Annotated in this window: 18 protein-coding genes; 9 read left to right on the top strand and 9 right to left on the bottom strand. The window is 69.7% G+C overall.

Features of this window, described 5'->3' with window-relative positions:
• Nucleotides 1–280 precede the first annotated feature (280 nt).
• Nucleotides 281–1,228: a hypothetical protein gene (locus H7J86_RS12845; protein WP_267291395.1), complete on the top strand. Its 948-nt coding sequence runs from the start codon at nucleotides 281–283 to the stop codon at nucleotides 1,226–1,228.
• On the opposite strand, the gene H7J86_RS12840 is transcribed toward H7J86_RS12845, so the two are convergent.
• Complete coding sequence (locus H7J86_RS12840) at nucleotides 1,225–1,794, bottom strand: TetR/AcrR family transcriptional regulator (RefSeq protein ID WP_267292917.1); 570 nt, start codon at nucleotides 1,792–1,794, stop codon at nucleotides 1,225–1,227. The two genes, H7J86_RS12845 and H7J86_RS12840, sit on opposite strands and share 4 nt — an antisense overlap.
• Before the next feature lie 29 nt (nucleotides 1,795–1,823).
• Nucleotides 1,824–1,958, bottom strand: a complete 135-nt coding sequence (locus H7J86_RS12835) for a hypothetical protein (protein WP_267291393.1) — start codon at nucleotides 1,956–1,958, stop codon at nucleotides 1,824–1,826.
• Nucleotides 1,959–2,194: 236 nt separating this feature from the next.
• On the opposite strand from H7J86_RS12835, the gene H7J86_RS12830 reads away from it, so the two are divergent.
• Nucleotides 2,195–4,024 (top strand): acyl-CoA dehydrogenase, encoded by a 1,830-nt coding sequence (locus tag H7J86_RS12830; RefSeq protein WP_090362950.1) that lies wholly within the window; start codon nucleotides 2,195–2,197, stop codon nucleotides 4,022–4,024.
• A gap of 48 nt (nucleotides 4,025–4,072) precedes the next feature.
• Nucleotides 4,073–4,618 (top strand): hypothetical protein, encoded by a 546-nt coding sequence (locus tag H7J86_RS12825; RefSeq protein ID WP_187097783.1) that lies wholly within the window; start codon nucleotides 4,073–4,075, stop codon nucleotides 4,616–4,618.
• A gap of 71 nt (nucleotides 4,619–4,689) precedes the next feature.
• Here the strand turns inward: H7J86_RS12825 and H7J86_RS12820 are convergent, their stop codons facing one another.
• Together H7J86_RS12820 and H7J86_RS12815 are read right to left on the bottom strand one after the other, a co-directional pair.
• Complete coding sequence (locus H7J86_RS12820) at nucleotides 4,690–6,159, bottom strand: aldehyde dehydrogenase (protein ID WP_267291391.1); 1,470 nt, start codon at nucleotides 6,157–6,159, stop codon at nucleotides 4,690–4,692.
• Nucleotides 6,160–6,213: 54 nt separating this feature from the next.
• Nucleotides 6,214–6,978, bottom strand: a complete 765-nt coding sequence (locus tag H7J86_RS12815; RefSeq protein ID WP_267291389.1) for a class I SAM-dependent methyltransferase — start codon at nucleotides 6,976–6,978, stop codon at nucleotides 6,214–6,216.
• Nucleotides 6,979–7,011: 33 nt separating this feature from the next.
• On the opposite strand from H7J86_RS12815, the gene H7J86_RS12810 reads away from it, so the two are divergent.
• Nucleotides 7,012–8,175 carry a glycosyltransferase family 4 protein gene (locus H7J86_RS12810; RefSeq protein ID WP_187097786.1) on the top strand — a complete coding sequence of 388 codons (1,164 nt, stop codon included), beginning with the start codon at nucleotides 7,012–7,014 and terminating at the stop codon, nucleotides 8,173–8,175.
• A 6-nt stretch (nucleotides 8,176–8,181) separates the two neighbouring features.
• Here the strand turns inward: H7J86_RS12810 and H7J86_RS12805 are convergent, their stop codons facing one another.
• The 3 genes from H7J86_RS12805 to pgfA are packed head-to-tail and all read right to left on the bottom strand — an operon-like array spanning nucleotide 8,182 to nucleotide 11,415.
• Entirely contained in the window at nucleotides 8,182–8,475 is a 294-nt protein-coding gene (locus H7J86_RS12805) for a hypothetical protein (RefSeq protein ID WP_267291387.1), read from the bottom strand.
• Between the two features lie 58 nt (nucleotides 8,476–8,533).
• Nucleotides 8,534–10,153, bottom strand: a complete 1,620-nt coding sequence (locus H7J86_RS12800; protein WP_267292915.1) for an MmpA family trehalose lipid delivery protein — start codon at nucleotides 10,151–10,153, stop codon at nucleotides 8,534–8,536.
• 50 nt (nucleotides 10,154–10,203) lie between these two features.
• On the bottom strand, nucleotides 10,204–11,415 hold the full coding sequence (gene pgfA, locus H7J86_RS12795) for a cell envelope lipid trafficking protein PgfA (RefSeq protein WP_267291385.1): 1,212 nt from the start codon (nucleotides 11,413–11,415) through the stop codon (nucleotides 10,204–10,206).
• A gap of 181 nt (nucleotides 11,416–11,596) precedes the next feature.
• Between pgfA and H7J86_RS12790 the strand changes: the two genes are divergently transcribed.
• The 3 genes from H7J86_RS12790 to H7J86_RS12780 are packed head-to-tail and all read left to right on the top strand — an operon-like array spanning nucleotide 11,597 to nucleotide 14,713.
• Entirely contained in the window at nucleotides 11,597–12,706 is a 1,110-nt protein-coding gene (locus tag H7J86_RS12790) for an acyltransferase family protein (RefSeq protein WP_267292913.1), read from the top strand.
• Between the two features lie 46 nt (nucleotides 12,707–12,752).
• Entirely contained in the window at nucleotides 12,753–13,649 is an 897-nt protein-coding gene (locus tag H7J86_RS12785; protein ID WP_090362938.1) for a metal-dependent hydrolase, read from the top strand.
• A complete protein-coding gene (locus H7J86_RS12780) occupies nucleotides 13,646–14,713 on the top strand; it encodes a PDR/VanB family oxidoreductase (protein ID WP_372517263.1) in 1,068 nt (355 codons plus the stop codon). The genes H7J86_RS12785 and H7J86_RS12780 overlap by 4 nt, the downstream gene beginning before the upstream one ends.
• Here the strand turns inward: H7J86_RS12780 and H7J86_RS12775 are convergent.
• Both H7J86_RS12775 and H7J86_RS12770 read right to left on the bottom strand, forming a co-directional pair.
• On the bottom strand, nucleotides 14,650–18,834 hold the full coding sequence (locus tag H7J86_RS12775) for an alpha-(1->3)-arabinofuranosyltransferase (RefSeq protein ID WP_267292909.1): 4,185 nt from the start codon (nucleotides 18,832–18,834) through the stop codon (nucleotides 14,650–14,652). The genes H7J86_RS12780 and H7J86_RS12775 overlap by 64 nt on opposite strands.
• Before the next feature lie 61 nt (nucleotides 18,835–18,895).
• Nucleotides 18,896–19,069: a DUF2613 domain-containing protein gene (locus H7J86_RS12770; protein ID WP_064961435.1), complete on the bottom strand. Its 174-nt coding sequence runs from the start codon at nucleotides 19,067–19,069 to the stop codon at nucleotides 18,896–18,898.
• A gap of 103 nt (nucleotides 19,070–19,172) precedes the next feature.
• On the opposite strand from H7J86_RS12770, the gene H7J86_RS12765 reads away from it, so the two are divergent.
• Together H7J86_RS12765 and H7J86_RS12760 are read left to right on the top strand one after the other, a co-directional pair.
• Nucleotides 19,173–20,321, top strand: a complete 1,149-nt coding sequence (locus tag H7J86_RS12765; protein WP_090362936.1) for a glycoside hydrolase family 3 N-terminal domain-containing protein — start codon at nucleotides 19,173–19,175, stop codon at nucleotides 20,319–20,321.
• Between the two features lie 57 nt (nucleotides 20,322–20,378).
• Nucleotides 20,379–21,392, top strand: a complete 1,014-nt coding sequence (locus H7J86_RS12760; RefSeq protein WP_267291383.1) for an alcohol dehydrogenase catalytic domain-containing protein — start codon at nucleotides 20,379–20,381, stop codon at nucleotides 21,390–21,392.

Raw genomic sequence — 21,392 nt, 5'->3', positions numbered from 1 at the left:
CAACGAATCGCGGCGTTGGAGTGTGCCCGGCACACGAGCATCCATGAGGTGCGGCGCGTCGGGCGGCTCGCGATCAGCGAACTATCGAACCGCATTGCGGGCGAAACACCTTGGCGGGAAATGGCTTTCAGTCGCATCGCGGCGGGCCGGCCGACGCGGGTGTCTCCGGAAGGAAGTTTGCCCGAGTTTTTCAGCTAACTCCGCACGGCGACGGGAAGTAATTTACGCTGCTGCCAATGTCGACGCATCGGCGCCGGCGCACAGGGCGAAGGAGACGAGCATGAAAGCTGCCGGGTACGTCGGGCGCGTGGGCGGTCTGGCCGTGGCGCTGGGTATCGGTGCGGCGGTGACTCTGGGATGCGGCACGGCTGCCGCGGATTCCACCGAGTCGTCCCAGGGCGCATCCTCGGCATCCGCCGCGTCCGGACCGTCGGCCACCAAACCGGCCGACGGTACCAAGACCCCCGGCGGGAAACGGCGCAGCGGTAGCGGTGCGGTCAAGAACGACAGCGCGGCGTCCAAGGATGACAGCGCCTCGTCGACCACGCGGAAGCCCCGTAAGCGCTCGACCGTGGCCGGCAGCTCGTCAGGCGAGGACAGCGGATCGGCATCGGATACGAGCGCAGGATCGTCTCCGGCGCAGGATGTCTCGGACACCTCGAGTGGCGTGCCGAAGGTGGACGCGGTGACGGTGCCGTCGTCGACCGGGACCGAGGTGGCCGCGGCGATCAAGCCGGCCAAGGTGAGCAAGAAGGCCGCCCCGGCCGATCCGGCCACACCGCCACCGGCACCCGCGGAGCTGCTGCTCCTCGGCGCATCGCGCAAGCTCGGCGGTGGTCACTCCGGCGTCGCCAGCACCGCGAAGGTGGCCACCACCACGACCTCGAAGATCGTGGCAGCCAGTGCCACGACAGCGGTGGCCAAGACCGCGACAGCCGCTGCCAGCGTGACCACGGCCACCACTGCCACGACGGCCACCACGGCCACTGACCCGTTGGCGACGCTGAAAAAGGTTGCGCCGTACCTGAAATACGTCAAGGCTGCGGTGACGGCGGCGCAGACGGTGGTCCAGAACACCTTGACCTATGTGACCACCAACACGTCGGTGAACCTCGGCTCCGCGACCGCGGCGGTCGTCGGTGCACTGCAGACGCTGGACTCGAAGTTGAGCACCGTCGCGCAGACTGTCGACGTCCTGGTGAAACTTGCCGATCTGCTCGGCTACTAGCGACCTGGAATTCCGTACACTCGCACGAATTCCCTTGACTTGATCAGGAATTCGAGTTGGTGACCGACCTGGTGCAGCGGTTCGGGGGTGCGTGCAGACCGGCACAGCACCACCGCGCCTTCCAGCGCGGCGATGCACATGACGGCCAGCGATTCGGCTTCGGCGGACTCGAAACCGTCCCTGCGAAAGGTCTGACTCAGCGCGTCGCGCCACCGCGCGAAGATCTCGCCGGCCGCAGTGGCCAGGACCGAGTCATCCTCGGTGGAGCTGATGGCTGCCGCCATGACCGGGCAGCCCGCGGTGTACGCACTGCCCGCCAGTGCGCGTTCCCAGAAGGCGACGAACTGTCGCACCAGGGCTATGCCGCCGCGGTCGGCGGCGGCGTCGATGACCTCGGTGAGGGAATCCCCGGCATAGTTCAGCGCCTCGATGAGCAGCTGACTGCGGCCCTGGGGGAAGTGGTAGTAGACCGAACCGCGCGGTGCGCCGCTGCGCGCCAGGACCTCGTCGATGGTGACCCCGGCCGCGCCGCGTTCGCGCAGGACGTCGACCGCGGAGACGAGCATCGCGCGCCGCGTCGACCCGCGCTTGCGGGTCAGGCCGCCCGCGACGGACGCCACTGCATGGTGCGCGGGTTGAGTCGGGCCCGGACCCGATCGAAGGTACGGCGGGGCTGGTCCACCCGGTGTGTGCACCGGTGGCCGGCGACGTTGAGCTCGATGAGCAACATCGTGTGCCTCCTATCTATGGCTTCGAGCATAAACCAGGAACGCGCCGTCGACCATCGGCGGTCCCGTCAAAACGCCTGGTGGTGGGTTAACAATCGATGAACACCCACGCGGGTGCCATCGGCGCACTGGGGAAATATGGTGTAGTGCATAGTTAGCCCGCCGGAACCGACCGGGCGGCATGCCCACCCTGGGCGATTCCCAGGGCGTTGACCGCGTCGGCCGATAGGCTCGCCTCATGGGGCACTACCGCAGCAACGTCAGGGATCTCGAGTTCAACCTGTTCGAGGTCTACGCACTCGAAAAGATCTTGGCCACAGGCCAGTTCGGGGATCTCGACGGCGAATCGGTCCGGCAGATGCTCGACGAGGCCGGCCGTCTCGCGGAGGGCCCCCTGGCAGAGGCCTTCGCCGAGACCGACCGTCATCCGCCGACCTTCGACCCCGAGTCCCATGTGGTCAGCATTCCCGAGCCGTTCAAGAAATCGCTGCGGGCGTGGAAGTCCGGCGAATGGTTCCGGATCGGCTTGGAGGAGAGTGTCGGCGGGGTGCCTGCACCGGCGATGCTGGCGTGGGCCATCAACGAATTCGCGCTCGGCGCCCAGCCCGCTGCCTTCATGTACCTCGCCGGACCGGTGCTGGCGAGCATCCTCTACGAAATCGGTAACGAGAAGCAGCGACAGTGGGCCGTCCAGTCGGTCGAGCGGAACTGGGGCGCGACCATGGTGCTGACCGAGCCCGACGCCGGCTCCGATGTCGGTGCGGGCCGCACCAAGGCCACCCAGCAGCCCGACGGCACCTGGCACCTCGACGGGGTCAAGCGGTTCATCACCAACGGTGACACCGACGACCTGTTCGAGAACATCCTGCATATGGTGCTGGCCCGGCCGGAAGGTGCCGGGCCGGGGACCAAGGGGTTGTCCCTGTTCGTGGTGCCCAAGTTCATCCCGGACGACGACGGAGCGCCAGGGGAGCGCAACGGGGTCTTCGTCACCGGGCTGGAACACAAGATGGGGCTCAAGGCATCGGCGACCTGCGAGCTGACCTTCGGTCAGCACGGGGTACCGGCGGTCGGCTGGCTGGTGGGCGATGCCCACAGCGGTATCGCGCAGATGTTCAAGATCATCGAGTACGCGCGAATGATGGTCGGTACCAAGGCGATATCCACCCTGTCCACCGGATATCTGAACGCGCTGGAGTACGCCAAGACCCGGATCCAGGGTGCCGACATGACCGAGATGTCGAACAAGACGGCGCCGCGGGTGACCATCCTGCACCACCCGGACGTGCGCCGAGCCCTGCTCGTGCAGAAGTCCTACGCCGAAGGGTTGCGGGCGCTCTACCTGTTCACCGCCGCGCACCAGGATCCGGCGGCGGCCGCCATCGTGTCGGGAGCCGATGAAGCGATGGCCGAGCGCGTCAACGACCTGCTGCTGCCGATCGTCAAGGGGGTGGGATCCGAGCGCGCCTACCAATGCCTGACCGAATCGTTGCAGACCTTCGGCGGCTCGGGCTTCCTGCAGGATTACCCGGTCGAGCAGTACATCCGCGATGCCAAGATCGACTCGCTCTACGAAGGCACCACCGCCATCCAGGCGCAGGACTTCTTCTTCCGCAAGATCGCCCGCGATCAGGGCGGGGCGCTGTCCCATGTGGTCGGGCGCATCCAGGCATTTCTCGACCGCGACAACGCCAGACCGGAACTGGCCGACGGGCGCGCGCTGTTGCGGACGGCGCTGGCGGATGTGACGGCGATGGTCACCGCCATGACGGGATATCTGATGGGCTCGCAGGAGAATTCGCGGGAGCTCTACCGGGTCGGGCTCTCCTCGGTGCCCTTCCTGCTCGCCGTCGGCGACCTGTTCATCGGCTGGTTGCTGTTGGAGCACGCCGAGATCGCCCATGCCGCGCTGGACAGCGCCACCGATCGGGACCGCGATTTCTACCTCGGCAAGATCGGCGCGGCGGACTTCTTCGCCGGGCACGTGCTGCCGCGGCTGGCGTCGGACCGGGCGGTCATCGAGGCGATGGGGCTGGCGCCGATGGAGCTACCCGAAGGGGCGTTCTAGGAGCACGCATCACGGGTTCATCCCGCAGAGCTCGGTTACAGTCACCCCATGGTGATCCCCAAGGCCGCGGCGGGGGTGCTGGCGGCCGCAGCCCTCGTCACGGCCTGCGCGCATGAGAACACCGCGACACCAACAACACCCGCGTCCGCCACGACCACCACGGCGTCATCGCCGGCTGTCCTGCCCGGGGTACCCGCGTTCCTGCCGCAGCCGCCGGCCAACCGTGGTCAGCTCGACCTGATCGGCTACCTGACGGCCCCTGGCCCGGACGGCAGCACCGTGGCCACGGTGTACTTCCACGCACCCGCCGTCACCTCGGTCATCCCGCCCGGGATGGCGGGCCCGCCGCCGTGCGATATTGCCGCGCGCGTCACCGGCGCGGGCACCGACCACGTGACCGTCGACATCGATCTCACCTTCTCGGCGAGCTCGGCGCAGGCCAACCGGATCATGGCCGACTGCTGGACCGGCGAGGCGCACAACCCGGTCGTGCGCTCCTATGTGGTGGGCCCGGTCCCGGCCACGGCGAAACTGTTCACCGGGAAGCCGGCACCGGACACCCCGCTGCCCAAACTGACGGAGCCGCCCCGCTAGCCGGCGGCCTAACAGAAAAGGCCCACGCTCGGAATCAATCCGGCGCAGGCCTTTTCGCGGTCTATCGAGTTTTACTCAGGCGTGTACCCGAACGGCAGCAGCACGCTCTTGGACTCGCAGTAGCCCGAGATGCCCTCCGGCCCACACTCGCGGCCGATACCGGAGTTCTTGTACCCACCGAACGGTGCGCCCGCATCGAAGGCGTACATGTTGATCCCGTAGGTGCCGGTGCGAATCTGCTTGGCGATCTCCACGGCCTTGGCGTAGTCGGTGGTGTACACCGAACCGGCCAGGCCGTACACCGAGTCGTTGGCGATGCGCACCGCGTCGGCCTCGTCGTCGAACGGGATCACCACGAGAACGGGTCCGAAGATCTCCTCCTGCGCGATGGTCATCGAGTTGTCCACATCGGCGAACACCGTCGGCTGCACGAACCAGCCGCTGTCCAGGCCCTCGGGGCGGCCGCCGCCGGTGACGACGCGGGCACCCTCCTCGACGCCCTTCTTGATGTAGCCCTCGACGCGCTCACGCTGCTTCTCGCTGATCAGCGGGCCGATCATGGCGGCCGGGTCATCGGGGGTGCCGGCCTGCATCCCGGCAGCCGCGGCGGCCACCTTCTCCACCACCTCGTCGTAGCGCGACCGCGGGGCCAGGATGCGGGTCTGGCCCACGCAGGCCTGCCCCGAGTTCATCAGGCCGGAGAAGATCAGCATCGGCAGCGTCGAATCCAGGTCGGCATCCTCCAGGATGATCGCCGCGGACTTGCCGCCGAGTTCCAGCGTGCACGGCTTGAGCTTCTCGGCCGCGATCTTGCCGATCTCCTTGCCGACCGCGCTGGAGCCGGTGAAGGTGAACTTGTCCAGCGCCGGGTTGTCGGTCAGCGCCCGGCCGGTCTCGACACCGCCGGGCACCACCGAGAGCACGCCCTCGGGCAGGCCGGCCTCGGCGAACACGTCGGCCATCAGGTTGGTGGTCAGCGGCGTCTCGGCGGCCGGCTTGAGCACGATGGTGCAGCCGGCCAGCAGCGCCGGGCCCAGCTTGTTGGCGGCCAGGAAGAACGGCACGTTCCAGGCCACCACGGCGCCGACGACACCGATGGGCTCCTTGAGCACCAGGGTCTGGCCGTAGAGCCCGTCGCGGATGTCCTGCCAGGCGAACTTGTCGGCAGCCGAGGCGTAGAACTGCAGGGTCGACATCGCCGCGCCGTACTGCATCATGTCGACGATGGTCTGCGGCTGGCCGGTCTCCAGCTTGAGCAGGTGCTTGAACTCCTCGGCGCGGGCCTCGATCAGTTCGACGGCCTTGGCGAGCACCGCCTCGCGCTCCTTCGGGGACATCCGCGGCCACGGGCCCTCGTCGAATGCCTTGCGGGCTGCGGCGCACGCGGCGTCCACATCCGCCTTCGCGGCCAGCGGAACCTGGCCGACCTTCTGTTCGGTCGCGGGGGAGAAAACCTCGATGACCTCCGAGGTCGACGGTTCAACCCACTGACCACCGATGAACAGCTTGTCCCATGTCGTCTTGAACGCCGTCTGTGTCATGGCCGTCACATTACCCAGTTCTCGGCAAAACGAGAACCTGTTCCATCGGCGGCCTCAGGTGGGCCGCAACACCAGCACCAGATTGCTCACGGCGAATTCCCGGAACCCCGGGACCGAGGTCATCCACCACGCCCATCGTGGGTGGTAGCGGGGATATGCGGCGACCAGCGCGCCCGTCGAGCGGGCCCACCGCAATCCGTCCGCCGCGGACACCGCGAACAACGACGAACCGTAGTCGTTCTTCGGCCGGTGCCCGTGTCTGCGGGTGTACCGCCGCGCCGCGCGGGCCCCACCCAGGTAGTGCGTCAACCCCATCTCGTGACCACCGAACGGCCCCAGCCACACCGTGTAGGACAGCACCACCAGCCCGCCGGGCCGGGTCACCCGCAGCATCTCGTTACCCAGTCGCCACGGGTGCCGGACGTGCTCGGCCACATTCGACGACAGGCAGATGTCGACGCTGCCATCGGCGAACGGCAGGGCCAGCCCCGAGGCGCGGACGAACAGGCCGCTGCCGGGCTCACTCGCAGGTCCGGCGTGCATTTCCGTCGGATCCGGCTCCACCCCGATATAGGTCATTCCGGCCGCCTCGAACGCCGCGGAGAAGTAGCCGGGGCCACCGCCGACGTCGAGCACCGTCCGGCCGGCCACCGGCGACGAGGTGGCACCGGCCCACAGGTCGGCCACCATGGCCGCCGTGTCGGCGGCCAGCGCGCCGTAGAACCGGGCCGGATCGCTCTGCTCGAAGCGGAATGCCCCCAGCAGCCGGGCCGACCGGCGCAGTGTCGCTCGCCGGGCGAACGAATCCAAGGGACGCACCCGCTCAAACTACTCACCGGTACTCTCGACACGATGTCCGAACGCCGCCCAGTCCGCTCAGTACTGCTGTTGTGCTGGCGTGACACCGGACATCCGCAGGGCGGCGGCAGTGAGGCGTACCTGCAGCGCATCGGCACCCGGTTGGCGGCCGACGGGGTCCACGTCACGTTGCGCACCGCGCGCTATCCGGGCGCGCCGCGCCGTGAAGTGCTCGACGGGGTGACCGTCAGCCGGGGCGGCGGCGCGTACTCCGTCTACATCTGGGCCGGTGTGGTCATGGTGCTGGCCCGGCTGGGGCTTGGCCCGCTACGCCGGTCTCGGCCCGATGTCGTCATCGACACCCAGAACGGTATCCCGTTCCTGGCCCGGCTCGCCTACGGCCGGCGCTCCCTGGTGCTGGTACATCACTGCCATCGCGAACAGTGGCCGGTCGCCGGACGCCGCACCGGCAGGTTCGGCTGGTTCGTGGAATCGACGTTGTCGCCGCGCCTGCACCGGCGCAACCAGTACGTCACCGTCTCGTTGCCCTCGGCCCGGGAACTCGTCGAACTCGGTGTGGGCAAGAACCGGATTGCGGTGGTGCGCAACGGACTTGACGCGGCGCCGGGATGCACCCTGGAGCAGCCGCGCTCGGCGACGCCGCGGGTGGCCGTGTTGTCGAGGCTGGTGCCGCACAAGCAGATCGAGGACGCGCTGGATGCCGTCGCGGCATTACGGCCGCAGCTGCCGGATCTGCACCTGGACATCGTCGGCGGCGGCTGGTGGGAGGACCGGCTGGTCGCGCACGCTGCCAGGATCGGGATCGCCGACGCGGTGACCTTTCATGGGCACGTCGGTGACGACATCAAACACCAAGTGATCCAACAAAGTTGGGTACACCTGATGCCCTCCCGCAAGGAAGGCTGGGGGCTGGCCGTCATCGAGGCCGCCCAGCACGGTGTCCCGACCATCGGCTACCGGTCCTCGGGCGGGCTGACCGATTCGATCGTCGACGGAGTCACCGGGCTGCTGGTCGACGGCCCGGGTGAGCTCGCCGAGAGCATGGCGCGGCTGCTGACCGATCCGGTGCTGCGCATCGAACTCGGCGCCAAGGCGCAGGCGCGCAGCACCGAGTTCTCCTGGCAGCAGAGTGCCGATGCGATGCGGGTGGTGCTGGAGGCGGTACACGCCGGCAGGTACGTCAGCGGCGTGGTGTAGCCGGTCCTACTTCGGCGAGTTCCCGGGCAGGTTGCCGGGGGCCGCGGTCTGCGGACCGGGTGCCTTCACCGTCGGGGTGAACAGGTTGCCGCCGGTCGGGCTGATGCTCTTCTCGGTGGGCTCCACCGGCGCCGCGCTCGTCGTCGGTGCCGGCGTCGTGGTCGTGGTGGTGCTGGTGCTGGTGCTGGGCGCTTCCTTCTCGCTGTTGGAGCAGGCGACCGAACCCACCGCCAGCGCAACCAGGACGAGGCCGCCCGCAGTGCGGCGCAGCAAGGGGGACCGGTGGGTCATGACGTTCATGTCGAGCTCTCCTATGGTGTGACAAGCGGACCATCAGCCGGTATATCGCCTGAAAACCCTAACCTGATTCCCCGCTGTGTGCCCGCCTGGTCATGGCCGGGTAGGCCCGGCCCAGTGCCAGCAGCCCCGCACCCACCAGCACGCCCAACCACACCAGATGCGCGGCGATCGCGACCGCACGCCCCGATGCTGCCGGGGCCGTACCGCCCACCCGGTACAGCGTGAGATCGCCGTCCCGGTAGGCGACCGGCAGATTCACTGGGGGAGAGCCCGGTTCGGCCACCACCCAGCCCACCCCGGCGTCGGCCAATCGCTCCCGAGGGGCGCCGTCGAGCAACAGCGCCGTGACGCGGCGGCCGCGGGTGCCCTCCCCGGACACCGTCCGTCCGCCGATCACCAGGTCGCCGCTGGACAGCACGTCGGCAGATACCCAGCGGGGCAACGGATCCAGCACCGGCGCGGTCCCGGCCCAGGCAAACTGCCGCATGCTGTCGGCGGGCAGCACCGCCACCGGACGGGGATCGGCGTTGATCATCGCCGCCACCGTCGCCCACCCCGCCGGGTAGTGCACCGCGCGCAGCTGCCCGCCGACACCCCACGCCAGGTCGGGCAGTACCGCGATCAGCGCGGCGCCGCTGACGACGGCCACCGCGCGGCCGTACCGGGCCACACCGGCCGCCGCCAGCACATATCCGGGCAGTGCGAGCGCCACCCACTTCTGCCCGTCGCGCAGCAGGCCCAGACCCGGCACCGCGCGCACCACCGTCTCCAACAGGGCCAGACCGGGTCCGGTCGCCAGCAGCGCCGGCAGCACCACCGCGGCGACCGCCAGCACCAGTAACGGCCGTGCGGCGCGCACCCGCAACGCCGCGGGCAGGCCCACCACCACCACGGCCACCACGACGACCGTCGCGACCACCGCGAAAAGACTTGTCCGCGAACCGGGTACGGCCTGCGCGTTCCAGATCCCGCCGAGGCCGGCCAGGCTGCCCGCCGTGCCCAGCCCGGGCTCGGCGCGGGCCGCGAAGGCGTGCACACCGGTGCTCGCCACCCCGGACAGCGACCCCGCCAGCACCGACGCGGTCAGCCACGGCAGCGCGGCCGCGGCCGCCGTGGTCACCACCACCGCCGCGGCGCGCCGGCTGCGCACGCACACCAGCGCCACGATCGCCGCCAGGATGAGTCCCGTCGGGGTCAATCCCGCCAGCGCTATCCAGAACACCAGGGCGGGCCAGCCCCGTCCGGTCGCCCTGATGCCGAACATGGCCGCAGCCACCCAGGGCAGGCAGCCGTAGCCGACCAGCAGGCTCCAATGGCCCTGCACCAACCGCTCGGCGACATAGGGATTCCATATCGCCAGCGTCACCGCCACGCATTGACCCGCCAACCCGGTATCCGGCAGCACCGCCGACACCAGCCGCGCGGAACCCCAGCCGGCCAGCCACAGCCCGGCCACGAGCAGGACCTTGGCCACCACCCCGCCGTCGACGACCGTCGACGTCACGGCCATGAAGAAGTCCTGTGGCAGCGCTCGGGGCGCGGCCTCGGTGAGGCCCAGGGCTGCGTCGGACAGGTAGGACCGCGGCGTGGACACCGCGTCGCGCAGCAACAGATACCCCGGGCCCAGCAGGGGGCCGGTCACCACAAGCGAGAGCGCCAGCGCGTACGCCGGCGCTATCGCTGATCTCCAGAGGGCAGGAGCGCAGCGACCCGGGGAGGGGGTCGAGCTCAGACCGGTCGGTCCGGTGGGAGATCGGTCGGACGCCGGGTCGGGATCTTCTCGGTCTGCGCCTCGGCCGCCGGCATCGGACCGGACTCGTCGTCTCGGCGGCTGAAGAACCCGCGATCCGAACCGTCGAGCCCCGGATCGATCAGGGCGGATTCGGCGCGCAGCCCGAACGAACCCAGCAGCACACCACCGACCAGCGTCACCAGGCCCAGGCCGGCGAACGTGATGGGCAGGATGCGGCTCCACAGGGCCAGGTGGTCGGCCTCGTCGCGCGCGGCGGACACCTGCGACTCGACGGTCTCCTCGGTGGAGGTGACCGTGAAGTCGGCGAACGTCACCTCGGGCTTGAGGGCGTCGCGGGCGTAGTAGTGAAAGCCGTGCTGCTTGGACTTGACGATGGTGCCGCTCACCGGGTCCACCCAGAACGTCCGCTGGGCGGCGTAGTAGCGGGTCATGGTGACGGGGTCGTACGGATCGGCGGCCTCCACGCCCCACTGCGCGGCGCGGGCGGTCACGGTGCTGTCGATGTCGTTGTCGTACAGCGACGCGTACTTGATCGGCTCGGCCAGCTTGCCGTCGGCGTCGTAGCCGACGTTCTGGGTGAACCGGTAGGTGGTCAGCCCGTTGACGTCCTCTTCGCCGTCGTAGTTCGCGTCGTAGGGCTTCTGCGCGATCGGATCGAAGAACGGGTAGGTCTTCTTCTCGGTGTCGAACGGGAACCGGTAGGCCAGACCCTCGTGCGGCAGCGCGATGTTGGTCGGCGGGTTGTCCTCTTCGATGGTCCGCGGTTTCTGCACGGCGCCGCCGGGGTTGGTGTCACTGGACACCGCCTCCGCGGTCTTGCGGTTCAGCGTCACGGTGTCGACCATGGCCAACAGCAGGCCGTTGTCCTGCTGTTTGTCGGCGCGGCGCAACGAGGTGCCGACCTGCAGGGTGACGACATCGGCGTTGGCCGGCGCCTCCACGCTCAGCTGCTGCTGGAGCGCCACCGGCACGTTCTTGTTGACGACGAAATGGTCCGGCTGAGACAGCGAGGCCGGGTCCAGCGCGGTGCCGGTGCCTTCGCTGATCAGGTCGGCTTCAAGATCCAGCGGGATCTTGGCGATCTTGCCCTTGGTGTACGTGGACAACAGCAAGGCGGCGATGAGCAGGGCAGCGCCGAGCCCCATCAGTCCGCACGCTGCGATTCGCAGGGCCACTGCGCGGTTCAACCCGTGCTCCCTTCGGTCGAAAGCTGACCCTAACAGCACACCGTAAGGGCGATGTTTATGACAACGGCATCCGACTACTCCCCGGGTCGCTTCGCTCCTGCCCGCCGGCCCCGGCACACTGGTCTGCGTGAGCACTTCCCAGACCGGCGGGACGCGGAGTTTCCTGCCCGCCGTCGAGGGGATGCGGGCATGTGCGGCGATCGGGGTGGTGCTCACCCACGTCGCGTTCCAGACCGGGCACACCGGCGGTGTCAGCGGGCGCCTGCTCGGCCGGTTCGATCTCGCGGTCGCGGTGTTCTTCGCGCTGTCGGGTTTCCTGCTGTGGCGTGGTCACGCGGCGGCCGCGCGCGGGCTGCGCCGACGGCCTCCGACCGGGCATTATCTGCGCTCCCGGCTGGTGCGCATCATGCCCGGTTACCTGGTGGCGGTCATCGTGGTGCTCACCTTGTTGCCCGACGCGCAGGCGAACGTCACGGTGTGGCTGGCCAACCTGACCCTCACCCAGATCTATGTGCCGCTGACGCTGACCGCCGGGCTGACCCAGATGTGGAGCCTCTCGGTGGAGGTCAGCTTCTACCTGGCGCTGCCGTTGCTGGCATTGCTGGCCCGCCGGCTGCCGGTGCGGGCCCGGATCCCGGCGATCACCGTCGTGGCGTTGGCCAGCCTGGCCTGGGGACTGCTGCCACTGCACCCGCCCGCCGGCGTCAATCCGCTGAACTGGCCGCCGGCCTTCTTCTCCTGGTTCGCCGCGGGCATGCTGCTCGCCGAACTGACCGTCAGCCCCGTCGGGCTACCGCACCGGCTGGCCCGCAACCGGCTGCTGATGGCGGCGCTGGCGGTGTCGGCATTCGTGGTGGCCGCCTCGCCCCTGGCCGGCCCGGAAGGGCTGACGCCGGGTTCGGTGGGCCAGTTCGTGGTGAAGGTGACGATGGGCGCGGTGGTGGCCGGAGCGCTGCTGGCGCCGCTGGTGCTGGACCGGCCCGACACCTCCCACCGGCTGCTGGGCAGTCCGGTGATGGTCACCCTGGGCCGCTGGTCCTATGGCCTGTTCGTCTGGCACCTGGCCGCGCTGGCCATGGTGTTCCCCGTCATCGGGCAGTTCCCCTTCAACGGGCACATGCCGGTGGTGCTGGCGCTCACCCTGGTGTTCGGGTTCGCGATCGCGGCCGTCAGTTATGCGCTGGTCGAGTCGCCGTGCCGGAACGCGCTGCGCCGCTGGGAGTACCGGCGCAACCCGCCGCCGCTGGACAGCTCGGTCACCGATACCGCCGAGCCCGCCATCGCGCGATAGCGGTCCGGGATCGACTTTATCTAGTACCGCGGGTACCGTTCTGCCGATGGAACTGTTGGACACCGACACCCCGGACGGTACGGCGATCGCACTGCATGCCCGTCCGGTGCAGTTCGATCTGAGCGCCGTTCCCGCGCACTACGTCTACGGGTATCCCGTGGCCACCCACCTGTACAACGGTCTGAGCCTGCTGCTGCCCGCAGGTGAGGAATGGTTCATCACCGTCCTCAAAGAGGCGCTACCTCATATCGAGGACGAGAAGCTGCGCGAGGATGTCATCGGCTTCATGGGCCAGGAGTCCATGCACGCCAACGCCCACGTCGGCCTCAACGACTACCTCACCCGGCACGGTATCGACCCCACCCCGATGATCGAGCGCGCCAACTGGGTGTTCGGACACCTGCTCGGGCCGCGCCAGACCACCGGCGAGGAGGCACACAACTACCTCGTCGAACGGCTCGCCGTGATCGCCGCGCTGGAGCACATCTTCGCGTTCCTCGGCGACTGGGTGCTCAACGCCGACCGCCTCAACGAGACCACGGTCGACCCGGTGGTGCTGGACCTGCTGCGCTGGCACGGTGCCGAGGAGGTCGAGCACCGGATGGTGTCCCATGACGTGCTGCACTACTTCGACGGCAGTTATGTACGGCGGGCCCGCGCTCAGGTGGTGGTCGCGCCGATTCTGCTGTACCTGATCTGGCAGGGCATCCGTTACCTGATGCGGGTCGACCCGAACGTGTCGCTATCCCGGCGGCAGCGTAAAGTGGTGTGGCGCAAGCTATTCCGTTCCGCCCGCCACGGGGTGACGCCGCCCATTCGGCATCTGGTCATCCGTGCCCTGCAGTACTACTCGCCGTGGTACCACCCGGGCGACGTCGGCAACACCGCGCAGGCAGTGGCGTACCTGGCGTCGTCGCCGGCCACCCGGCCCACCGCGCAGTGAAGCACGTTCCGCCGGTCGGAGCGCGTATCGACGACCGGACCATCAACGTGGTCGCCACGGTGCTGGACAAGTTCTGGCTGCGCCCGGTGACCCGCAAGGGCTACACCGACCAGCGCGCGGTGCGCACCCCCGACGATCCGATGACCCTGGTGCTCGTCAAACGCGCCGTGGTCGCCAGCGACAACGACGTGGTGGCACTGACTTTCGCGGATCCCGGCGGGGCGGCGCTGCCGGCCTGGCAGCCCGGCTGCCACCTCGATCTGCACCTCCCGTCCGGGCGGCGCCGCCAGTACTCGCTGTGCGGCGATCCGCAGGACCGCTCGGGTTACCGGATCGCGGTGCGCAAGATCCCCACCGGTGGTGGCGGGTCACTGGAGATGCACGCCCTGGCCGAAGGGGACACCGTCACGGTCCGCGGGCCGCGCAACGGCTTCCCGTTCATCCCGCACTCCCGGGTGCTCTACCTGGCCGGCGGTATCGGCATCACCCCGATCCTGCCGATGGTGCGCGCCGCGCAACGGTTGGGCACCGACTGGCATTTCGTGTACTGCGGGCGCAGCATCGACACCATCCCGTTCCTCGACGAGATCTGGCAGTGGGACCCGGCCCGGGTCACCATCCGTCTCGATGACGAGCACGGCATCCCCACCGCGGCCGACCTGCTGCGCCACGCTCCCCGCGGCGGTGCGGTGTACGTGTGCGGGCCACCGCCGATGATCGAGACGGTCCGGCACGGGTTCGCTGAAACCGGTGCCAAGAACCTGTATTTCGAGCGTTTCAGCGCAGCGCCGGTGGTCGACGGAACGGCCTTCGAGATCGAACTGGCGCGCACCGGTGAGGTGGTGCCGGTCGCGGCCGACGAGACGGTGCTGCAGGCCCTGGTCAAGGTGCGTCCCGACACCGCCTACTCGTGCAAACAGGGGTTCTGCGGTACCTGCAAGGTCGGGGTGCTGGCGGGTACGCCCGAACACCGGGACAACCGGCTCACCGATGGCGAACGTCAGTCCTCGATGCTGGCCTGCGTATCCCGTTCGGCCACACCGCGTCTGGTGCTCGACGTATAGGTGACCGTCGAGGCCGCCAGCATCGCGACGGCGATCAGCGCCACCAGTTGCACACCGGCGGAATGCCCGACGTACCCGTCCACCGAACGCCACGGATAGCGCGACAGCGCCGCGCCGGCCACGATCAGCCCGACGGCGCAGGTGCCGACGGTCACCGTCTCCTGCAGGCGTGCGCGGTGTCGTAGCAGATGGCGGACGGCCAGCGCCGCGGCGACCACCAGGGGGCCGGTGATCCCGCTGATCACGCCGCCGGCCGCCAGCACGGCGATCCCGGTCGGCACCGGACCGGGTGCCCAGGTGCGCACCGGTTCGCCGCCACGCGGCCGCCGGATCGGTAGCAGCGCAAGCAGAGCCAGGATCGGCAGCAGGGCCAGCCCGCCGAACAGGCCGAGCCGGTAGGCCGCGTTCGACGGGAAAGTCAACGTGAGGGGGCCCGACGTGCCCGCGGGGACCACCCAGCCCTGCTGCCAGCCGTTCACGGTGACCGGACGCAGTTCCGCGCCGTCGGCGGCGTGGGCCACCCAGCCCGGACTGCGGCTCTCGGGCACCACCAGGATCCGGTCCTGCCCGGCGGCCTCGAGCTCGACCTCGCGGCGATCGGCGCCCCACTGCCCGCGCTGCACGGGAGTCGTTGCCGCGCTGGGTACTCGACCCGCCGCGGGGGTGGCCAGCTGGATACCGTCGACGAAGAAGGACGGTCCCGGGCTGATCAACAGTTCCTGCTGCCCGGCGGGCAAGGTGATCGGCCGGTCCTGGCAGGGACGCGCGGCGACGGGTGCACCGTCGAGGAGCGCGCCGACGGTGGTGGTCACCGAGGTCTGCACGAACTGCCCGGCCACACCGATGATCGGTCCCTGGCCGCAGGCCAGGGTGATGGTCCGCTGCCGGTTCGCCGCGCCTTCGGCGGCGGCGATCGGCCGGTGTGCCCGGTCCAGTGCGGTCACCTCGGCCAGACCGGGCGGCTTGAGCTGATCGAACCCCAAGGCGTTGCGGTCGATCACATCTCGCCAGTCCAGGATCGACACGGTGATGGTGTTCGTCACCCTGGGTTTGAGGTCGACGGTCTGGGTCTTGGTACCCGTCAACGGCCGCACCTGCGGGCCGTCGCCCAGATCGATGGCCACCATGGTCGGATGAGCGGGCAGCTCCGAGGAACTCGGCGCCAGCATCAGTGCCCCCACCTCCGCGGGTTCGGGCAGGGTGAGGGTGATGGTGGGCCCCGTCTTGAACTGCGCCACGTTCTGCGGGGCGGTCCAGGCGGTCCGCGGATCGCCGTCGGCGGCGGCGTAGGCCGAGCCCAGCACATCGATCGGGTCGGCGTCGCCGGTGGCTCGCGCGGCGACGGGCGCGGCGATCAGATCGGCCAGTCGCGGCCCCTGCCGGGCCCGCACCCAGACGGTGGCGGTCACCGAGGTCTGCGCGGGCACGGTCAGCGTGCGGCTCAGGTTCACCGGCTCCTCGGGGGCCAGCGCCATCGCCGCGGCACACCGCACCCCCTCGGGCGCCGGCGCGCAGCCGGGTTGGCCCTGCAGTTCTGAGCCCAGATCCCACAGCGCGACCTCCGCACCCGCCGGCGGCCCGGGCACCTCGACGGTGTGGCGCAGATTGACCGGGTGCGCGAAACCCGAGGCGTCGTACTGGGTGACGGAGAAGTCGGTGATCCCGAACTGCACACCGGGGGAACCGTCATCGGTACCCACCGCGGTGATCCGCATCCAGGGTGTCTCCCCGTAGGGCAGCGCCACCGACAGCGGTTTGCCCGGCTGTTCGAAACGCAGCGTGGTGGTGCCGTTCGCGGTGGACACCTCGATCCGGCGCACCTGAGCGCCGACCGCGGTGGCACTCGGGGTGATGGTCAATGACGCATTGGTGATCGGATGGTCGAAGTCGACCTGCAGCCACTGGCCGACCGCCGTCTGCAGGGCGTTGGACACCCAGCTGGTCGACGAGTCCCCGTCTATCGCCGCGGCCGGCCCCGTCGACGGCGAGACATTGGGCAGGGCAGTCGAATCCGCTGCGGAACTGGACGCGGTGAGCCGCCCGCCCGACCATTTGCCGTACACCGGTTCGGTACCGGCCGGGTAGTCCATCACCCGGTTGAAGGTGTGCCGCGGATCGTCGGGGGTGCGCACGGCCGAGGAGTGGTTGTCCACCCGGCCGTAGTCGGTCTCCCTGGCCAGCGGGGTGTCGGTCACGGTGACCAGCGGGGTGGGCAGCCCGGCGCGCTGGGCATCGGCGGTCAGCAACATCGGACCCAGCGGTTGTCGGCCCAGCAGCCGGCGCCGTTCGTCCAGGCGTACCAACGCTTCCGGGCCGCCGTCCACCCGTGCCATCGTGTCGGTGTCCACCAGATACGGCCCGGTGACCGGAGTGCCCACCCGGTAGATCTCCACCGCCGGGTACCGGGGCCGCAGTCCGCTGTCGGCGACGAATCCCTCCAGCAGGCCGGGCCCGACCGGATCGCCGAAGGTGGCGACCTTCGTCAGTCCCGGCGAGTTGTCCACGGATCGGTGCACCAGCAGCGGCCGCGCCGACCGGGACGTCTCCGGATCCAGGTCGTTGCGCACCACCACATAGGAAATCCCTTGCTGGGCAAGGGTGTCGGCGAGGCCCGCGGAGGGGCGCCCGGCGGCGAACAGGCGCTGCACCGAGTCGAGCGCGCGGATGGTCTCCGGTGGGGTCAGCGGGATGGAGTCCCGCACACCCCACGGATTGTCGCCGAGCACCTGCAGCGGTTCGTCATGGGTGTTACCCCACACCTGGGTGGCGAACGGCGCGCCCGGCGCCACCAGGACCCGCCCCCGCTCGGTGTTGTGCTCATCCAGCCAGCGAGCGGTGTCATGCCAGTACTGCGGTATCGCGGTGAAACTACCCGGCGGGGTGAGCCGCCCGGTCCAGGCCAGCGAGGTGCCCGCGGCCAGCGCCGCCAGCACCACGATCGCCACCGCCACCCGTCGGTCCTTCTCCGGGTGCGTCCACGCGGGCAGCCAGACCTGCCGGGGCGCGCTGCCGGGCATCGGGACCCGGCCCAGCAGGTGCGCGAGCCCCAGCGTCAACGGGAGCCGGATCAGGGGTTCGAGCTTGTGCACATTGCGCAGCGGGGTACCCGAGGCATCCAGGAACAGCTGCACCTGATGCGCGATCGGCGACCCCAGCCCACCGGAGTAACCGGCGGCCAGCGCGACGATCCCGAGCAGCAGGATGGTGATCAGCCGCCCGCGTGTCGGCATGCTGCGCATCGCCAGCCCAGCCAGGCCGGCCGCGGCGATGAGGGTGGTGGCCAGCACCGCCACCGTCCCGGTGACCAGAGACGAACCGGCGGTCGCGGTGGTCGCGACATACGGGGTCCAGCTGTCGGTGCCGCGCAGCACCTCGGTCAGCGACAGCCAGCTGGTGGTGACGCCCGAGGACTCGATGTAGTCGAGGAAGGGCGGGCTGATCCGGCCCAGCAGGACCAGGGCCACCGCCCACCACGTGATGGCCAATGCCGTGCACAGGGCCCACCACGCCGTGAAACGCCACCACTGCTTGTTCGGACGATGCGCGGCCCACCAGATCACCGCGGCCAGGCAGCCCGTCAGGGTGGCGACGGCGTTCACCGCCCCCATCAGGGCGACGGCCACCGCCGAACGGGCGGCCAGCGTCCGGATCCGCGGGTCGCCGCGCATCACCAGGATGACGGGCAGCAGCACCCAGGGGGCCAGCATCATCGGCAGCGTCTCCGACGAGATCGCGCCGAGGGTGGTCAGCACGCGCGGCGACAGCGCGAACGCCGTCGCCGCGATCACCCGGGAGGTGGGGTTGCCGATGCCGAGGAGTTCGGCGACCCGCAGCAGACCCCAGAAGCCAACGGTCAGCAGCAACGCCCACCACAACCGCTGGGTGACCCAGCCCGGTAGCCCGGCGATATCGCCGAGCAGGAAGAAGGCGCCGTGCGGAAAGAGATAGCCGTAGGCCTGGTTCTGCGCCTGGCCGAACGGCAGGTCGCTGTTCCACAGGTTGGCGGCGCGGGCCAGGAAGCGCAGCGGATTGGCGGTGAGATCGAGTTTGGTGTCCGGCGAGATGCGGCCGGGGGACTGCGCGAAACACAGAGCCAGCGAGACGATGCCGACCAGCCACAGCCAGCGGCGGGAAAGGGGCGAGGCGACGGGAAACGGGCCCTGTGCGGCGGTTGCCCCGGTGCTAGGCCCGGTCGCCGTATTCAACGCGGTTGAGCACGGATGACGCCGGGTCACCCGACTGCACCGGCGGCTTGGTGTCCTGCTGGATCATCAGCGTCACACCGAAGATAGCGGCCGCGCCCAGCAACAGGCCGACGACGATGCTGGCCGCAGCAGGCACGACGAACCGATCCATGCGGTCAACCTAGCACGGGACAATATGAGGACGGCGCACCTCGACGGTGCACACACGTCCTGGCCGTCGGACGCGCGCGCTGCGGCGACTAAGGTTTCTGGGCATGCCGATGTCCCGCACCCTGGGTGCCTTGACAGCGCTGTCCGCACTACTGCTGGGGTGTTCGCACTCCGCGCCCGAACCGGCGGCGTCGCCGGCGACCAGCAGCGTGACTCCCGCGTCGACGAGTATGCCGCTGGCCCCCGCGCCGTCGCCGGCGCTTCCGCTCTGCGGTGACGTCACCAGCCTCCCGATCCGGGAGAAGCTGGCGCAACTGCTGATGGTGGGGGTGACCGACGCCGCGGACGCCAAGGCGGTGGTGACGAACTATCACGTCGGGGGCATCTTCATCGGCAGCTGGACCGACAAGTCCATCCTCGGTGCGCCGCTGGCCGACATCGCCGGCGCGGCGTCCGCCCTGCCGCTGGCGGTCAGCGTCGACGAGGAAGGCGGCCGGGTATCGCGGCTCGCCGACCTGATCGGGGCCCAGCCCTCGCCGCGGGTGCTGGCGGCCACCAAGACCGCCGACGAGGTGTACCAGATCGCGCTGCAGCGTGGTCAGGCGTTACGCAACCTCGGCATCACCGTCGATTTCGCTCCCGTCGTCGACGTCACCGAGGAGGCCGACGACGAGGTGATCGGGGACCGGTCCTTCGGCTCGGATCCGGCCAAGGTCACCGAGTACGCCGGCGCCTACGCCCGCGGCCTGCACGACGGTGGGGTCATGCCGGTACTCAAGCACTTCCCCGGCCACGGCCACGGGTCCGGCGACTCGCACACCGGTGGGGTCACCACGCCGCCGCTGGACGCGTTGAAGGCGAACGACCTGGTGCCGTATCAGACCCTGACCACGTTGCCCGGTGTCGCGGTCATGGTCGGACACCTGCAGGTGCCCGGGCTGACCGGCAGCGACCCGGCCAGCCTCAGCGGGCCGGCGTACGCGTTGCTGCGCTCGGGCGGTTACGGCGGTCCGGGTTTCAACGGCGTCGTCTTCACCGACGACCTGTCCAGCATGGCGGCCATCAACGCGCGGTACGGCGTGGCCGAGGCGGTCCTGCGCGCGCTGCAGGCCGGGGCCGATATCGCGCTGTGGGTGACCACCGGCGAGGTGCCGGCCGTCCTCGATCATCTGGAGAAGTCGGTCAACGCGGGCCAGCTCGCGGTGCCGGCGGTGGACGCGTCGTTGCGGCGTCTCGCCGCGATGAAGTGCTGACCTGACAACCTTTCCGTTTCGCTGGCGCGGCGCGCGACATCGTCGCAGGATTCACCTATGACCACACATCGCGCCGTCCACGTCCCTGCGGCCCAGGGGTCACTCGAGCTCGTCGAGGTGGAGACGTCCTCGCCGCCGCCCGGGCATGTGCGTATCGCCGTGCAGGCGTGCGGAGTGTGCGGGACCGACCGCGAATTCGTCGCCGGTCATTTCCCGGGAATGTCGTGGCCGTTGACCCCGGGGCACGAGATCGCCGGCACCATCGCCGAAATCGGTTCGGGTGTTGAAGGTTTCGCTGTCGGTGATCGGGTGGCGGTGGGCTGGTTCGGTGGCAACTGCAATCACTGTGGGCAGTGCCGCAAGGGTCAGTTCATCCACTGCGAGAACGGTCAGGTGCCCAGCTGGCAGTACCCGGGCGGATACGCCCAGTCGGTGACGGCGCCGGCGACTGCGCTGGCCCGGATTCCGGAGGCGTTGTCCTTCGTCGACGCGGCGCCGATGAGCTGCGCCGGCGTCACCGTCTATCACGCGCTGCGGTCGACGCATGCGATGGCCGGGGACCGGGTCGCGGTGCTCGGGGTGGGCGGGCTCGGACACCTCGGCATCCAGTTCGCGCGCGCCATGGGCTTCGAGACCATCGCCGTCGCGCGTGGCCAGGACAAGGCCGACGACGCCCGTCGGTTCGGCGCGCACCACTATGTCGACTCGACGGCCGGCGATGTCAGCGAGTCGCTGCGCGCGCTGGGCGGTGTCGCGGTGGTGCTGGCCACCGCGGCCAACGCCGCCGCCATCGGCCAGACGGTGGGCGGGCTGAATCCGCGCGGCGAACTGATCGTCATCGGGGTGTCCGCGGACCCCCTGCCGATCAGCCCGCTGGACCTCATCACCCCGGCGCTGACGGTGGCCGGGCACCCGTCCGGGACCGCGGCCGACGTCGAGGACACGATGAACTTCGCTGTGCTGCACGGTGTCCGGGCCCAGATTCAGCAATACCCGCTGGAACAGGCGGCCGACGCCTACGCCGCCATGGAACAGGGCCATGCCCGGTACCGCGGGGTCATCACGATCTGA

Source organism: Mycobacterium hackensackense, assembly GCF_025822555.1.
Lineage (GTDB): Bacteria > Actinomycetota > Actinomycetes > Mycobacteriales > Mycobacteriaceae > Mycobacterium > Mycobacterium fluoranthenivorans.
Note: the sequence above shows the minus strand (reverse complement) of the source record. Positions and strands in the feature narration are given on the sequence as shown.

Bases quoted from the DNA above. Each gene is read 5' to 3' on its own strand.
- H7J86_RS12845 (WP_267291395.1), top strand. From the start codon at position 281: ATGAAAGCTGCCGGGTACGTCGGGCGCGTGGGCGGTCTGGCCGTGGCG.
- H7J86_RS12840 (WP_267292917.1), bottom strand. From the start codon at position 1,794: ATGCTCGTCTCCGCGGTCGACGTCCTGCGCGAACGCGGCGCGGCCGGG.
- H7J86_RS12835 (WP_267291393.1), bottom strand. From the start codon at position 1,958: ATGTTGCTCATCGAGCTCAACGTCGCCGGCCACCGGTGCACACACCGG.
- H7J86_RS12830 (WP_090362950.1), top strand. From the start codon at position 2,195: ATGGGGCACTACCGCAGCAACGTCAGGGATCTCGAGTTCAACCTGTTC.
- H7J86_RS12825 (WP_187097783.1), top strand. From the start codon at position 4,073: ATGGTGATCCCCAAGGCCGCGGCGGGGGTGCTGGCGGCCGCAGCCCTC.
- H7J86_RS12820 (WP_267291391.1), bottom strand. From the start codon at position 6,159: ATGACACAGACGGCGTTCAAGACGACATGGGACAAGCTGTTCATCGGT.
- H7J86_RS12810 (WP_187097786.1), top strand. From the start codon at position 7,012: ATGTCCGAACGCCGCCCAGTCCGCTCAGTACTGCTGTTGTGCTGGCGT.
- H7J86_RS12805 (WP_267291387.1), bottom strand. From the start codon at position 8,475: ATGAACGTCATGACCCACCGGTCCCCCTTGCTGCGCCGCACTGCGGGC.
- H7J86_RS12790 (WP_267292913.1), top strand. From the start codon at position 11,597: ATGCGGGCATGTGCGGCGATCGGGGTGGTGCTCACCCACGTCGCGTTC.
- H7J86_RS12785 (WP_090362938.1), top strand. From the start codon at position 12,753: ATGGAACTGTTGGACACCGACACCCCGGACGGTACGGCGATCGCACTG.
- H7J86_RS12770 (WP_064961435.1), bottom strand. From the start codon at position 19,069: ATGGATCGGTTCGTCGTGCCTGCTGCGGCCAGCATCGTCGTCGGCCTG.
- H7J86_RS12765 (WP_090362936.1), top strand. From the start codon at position 19,173: ATGCCGATGTCCCGCACCCTGGGTGCCTTGACAGCGCTGTCCGCACTA.
- H7J86_RS12760 (WP_267291383.1), top strand. From the start codon at position 20,379: ATGACCACACATCGCGCCGTCCACGTCCCTGCGGCCCAGGGGTCACTC.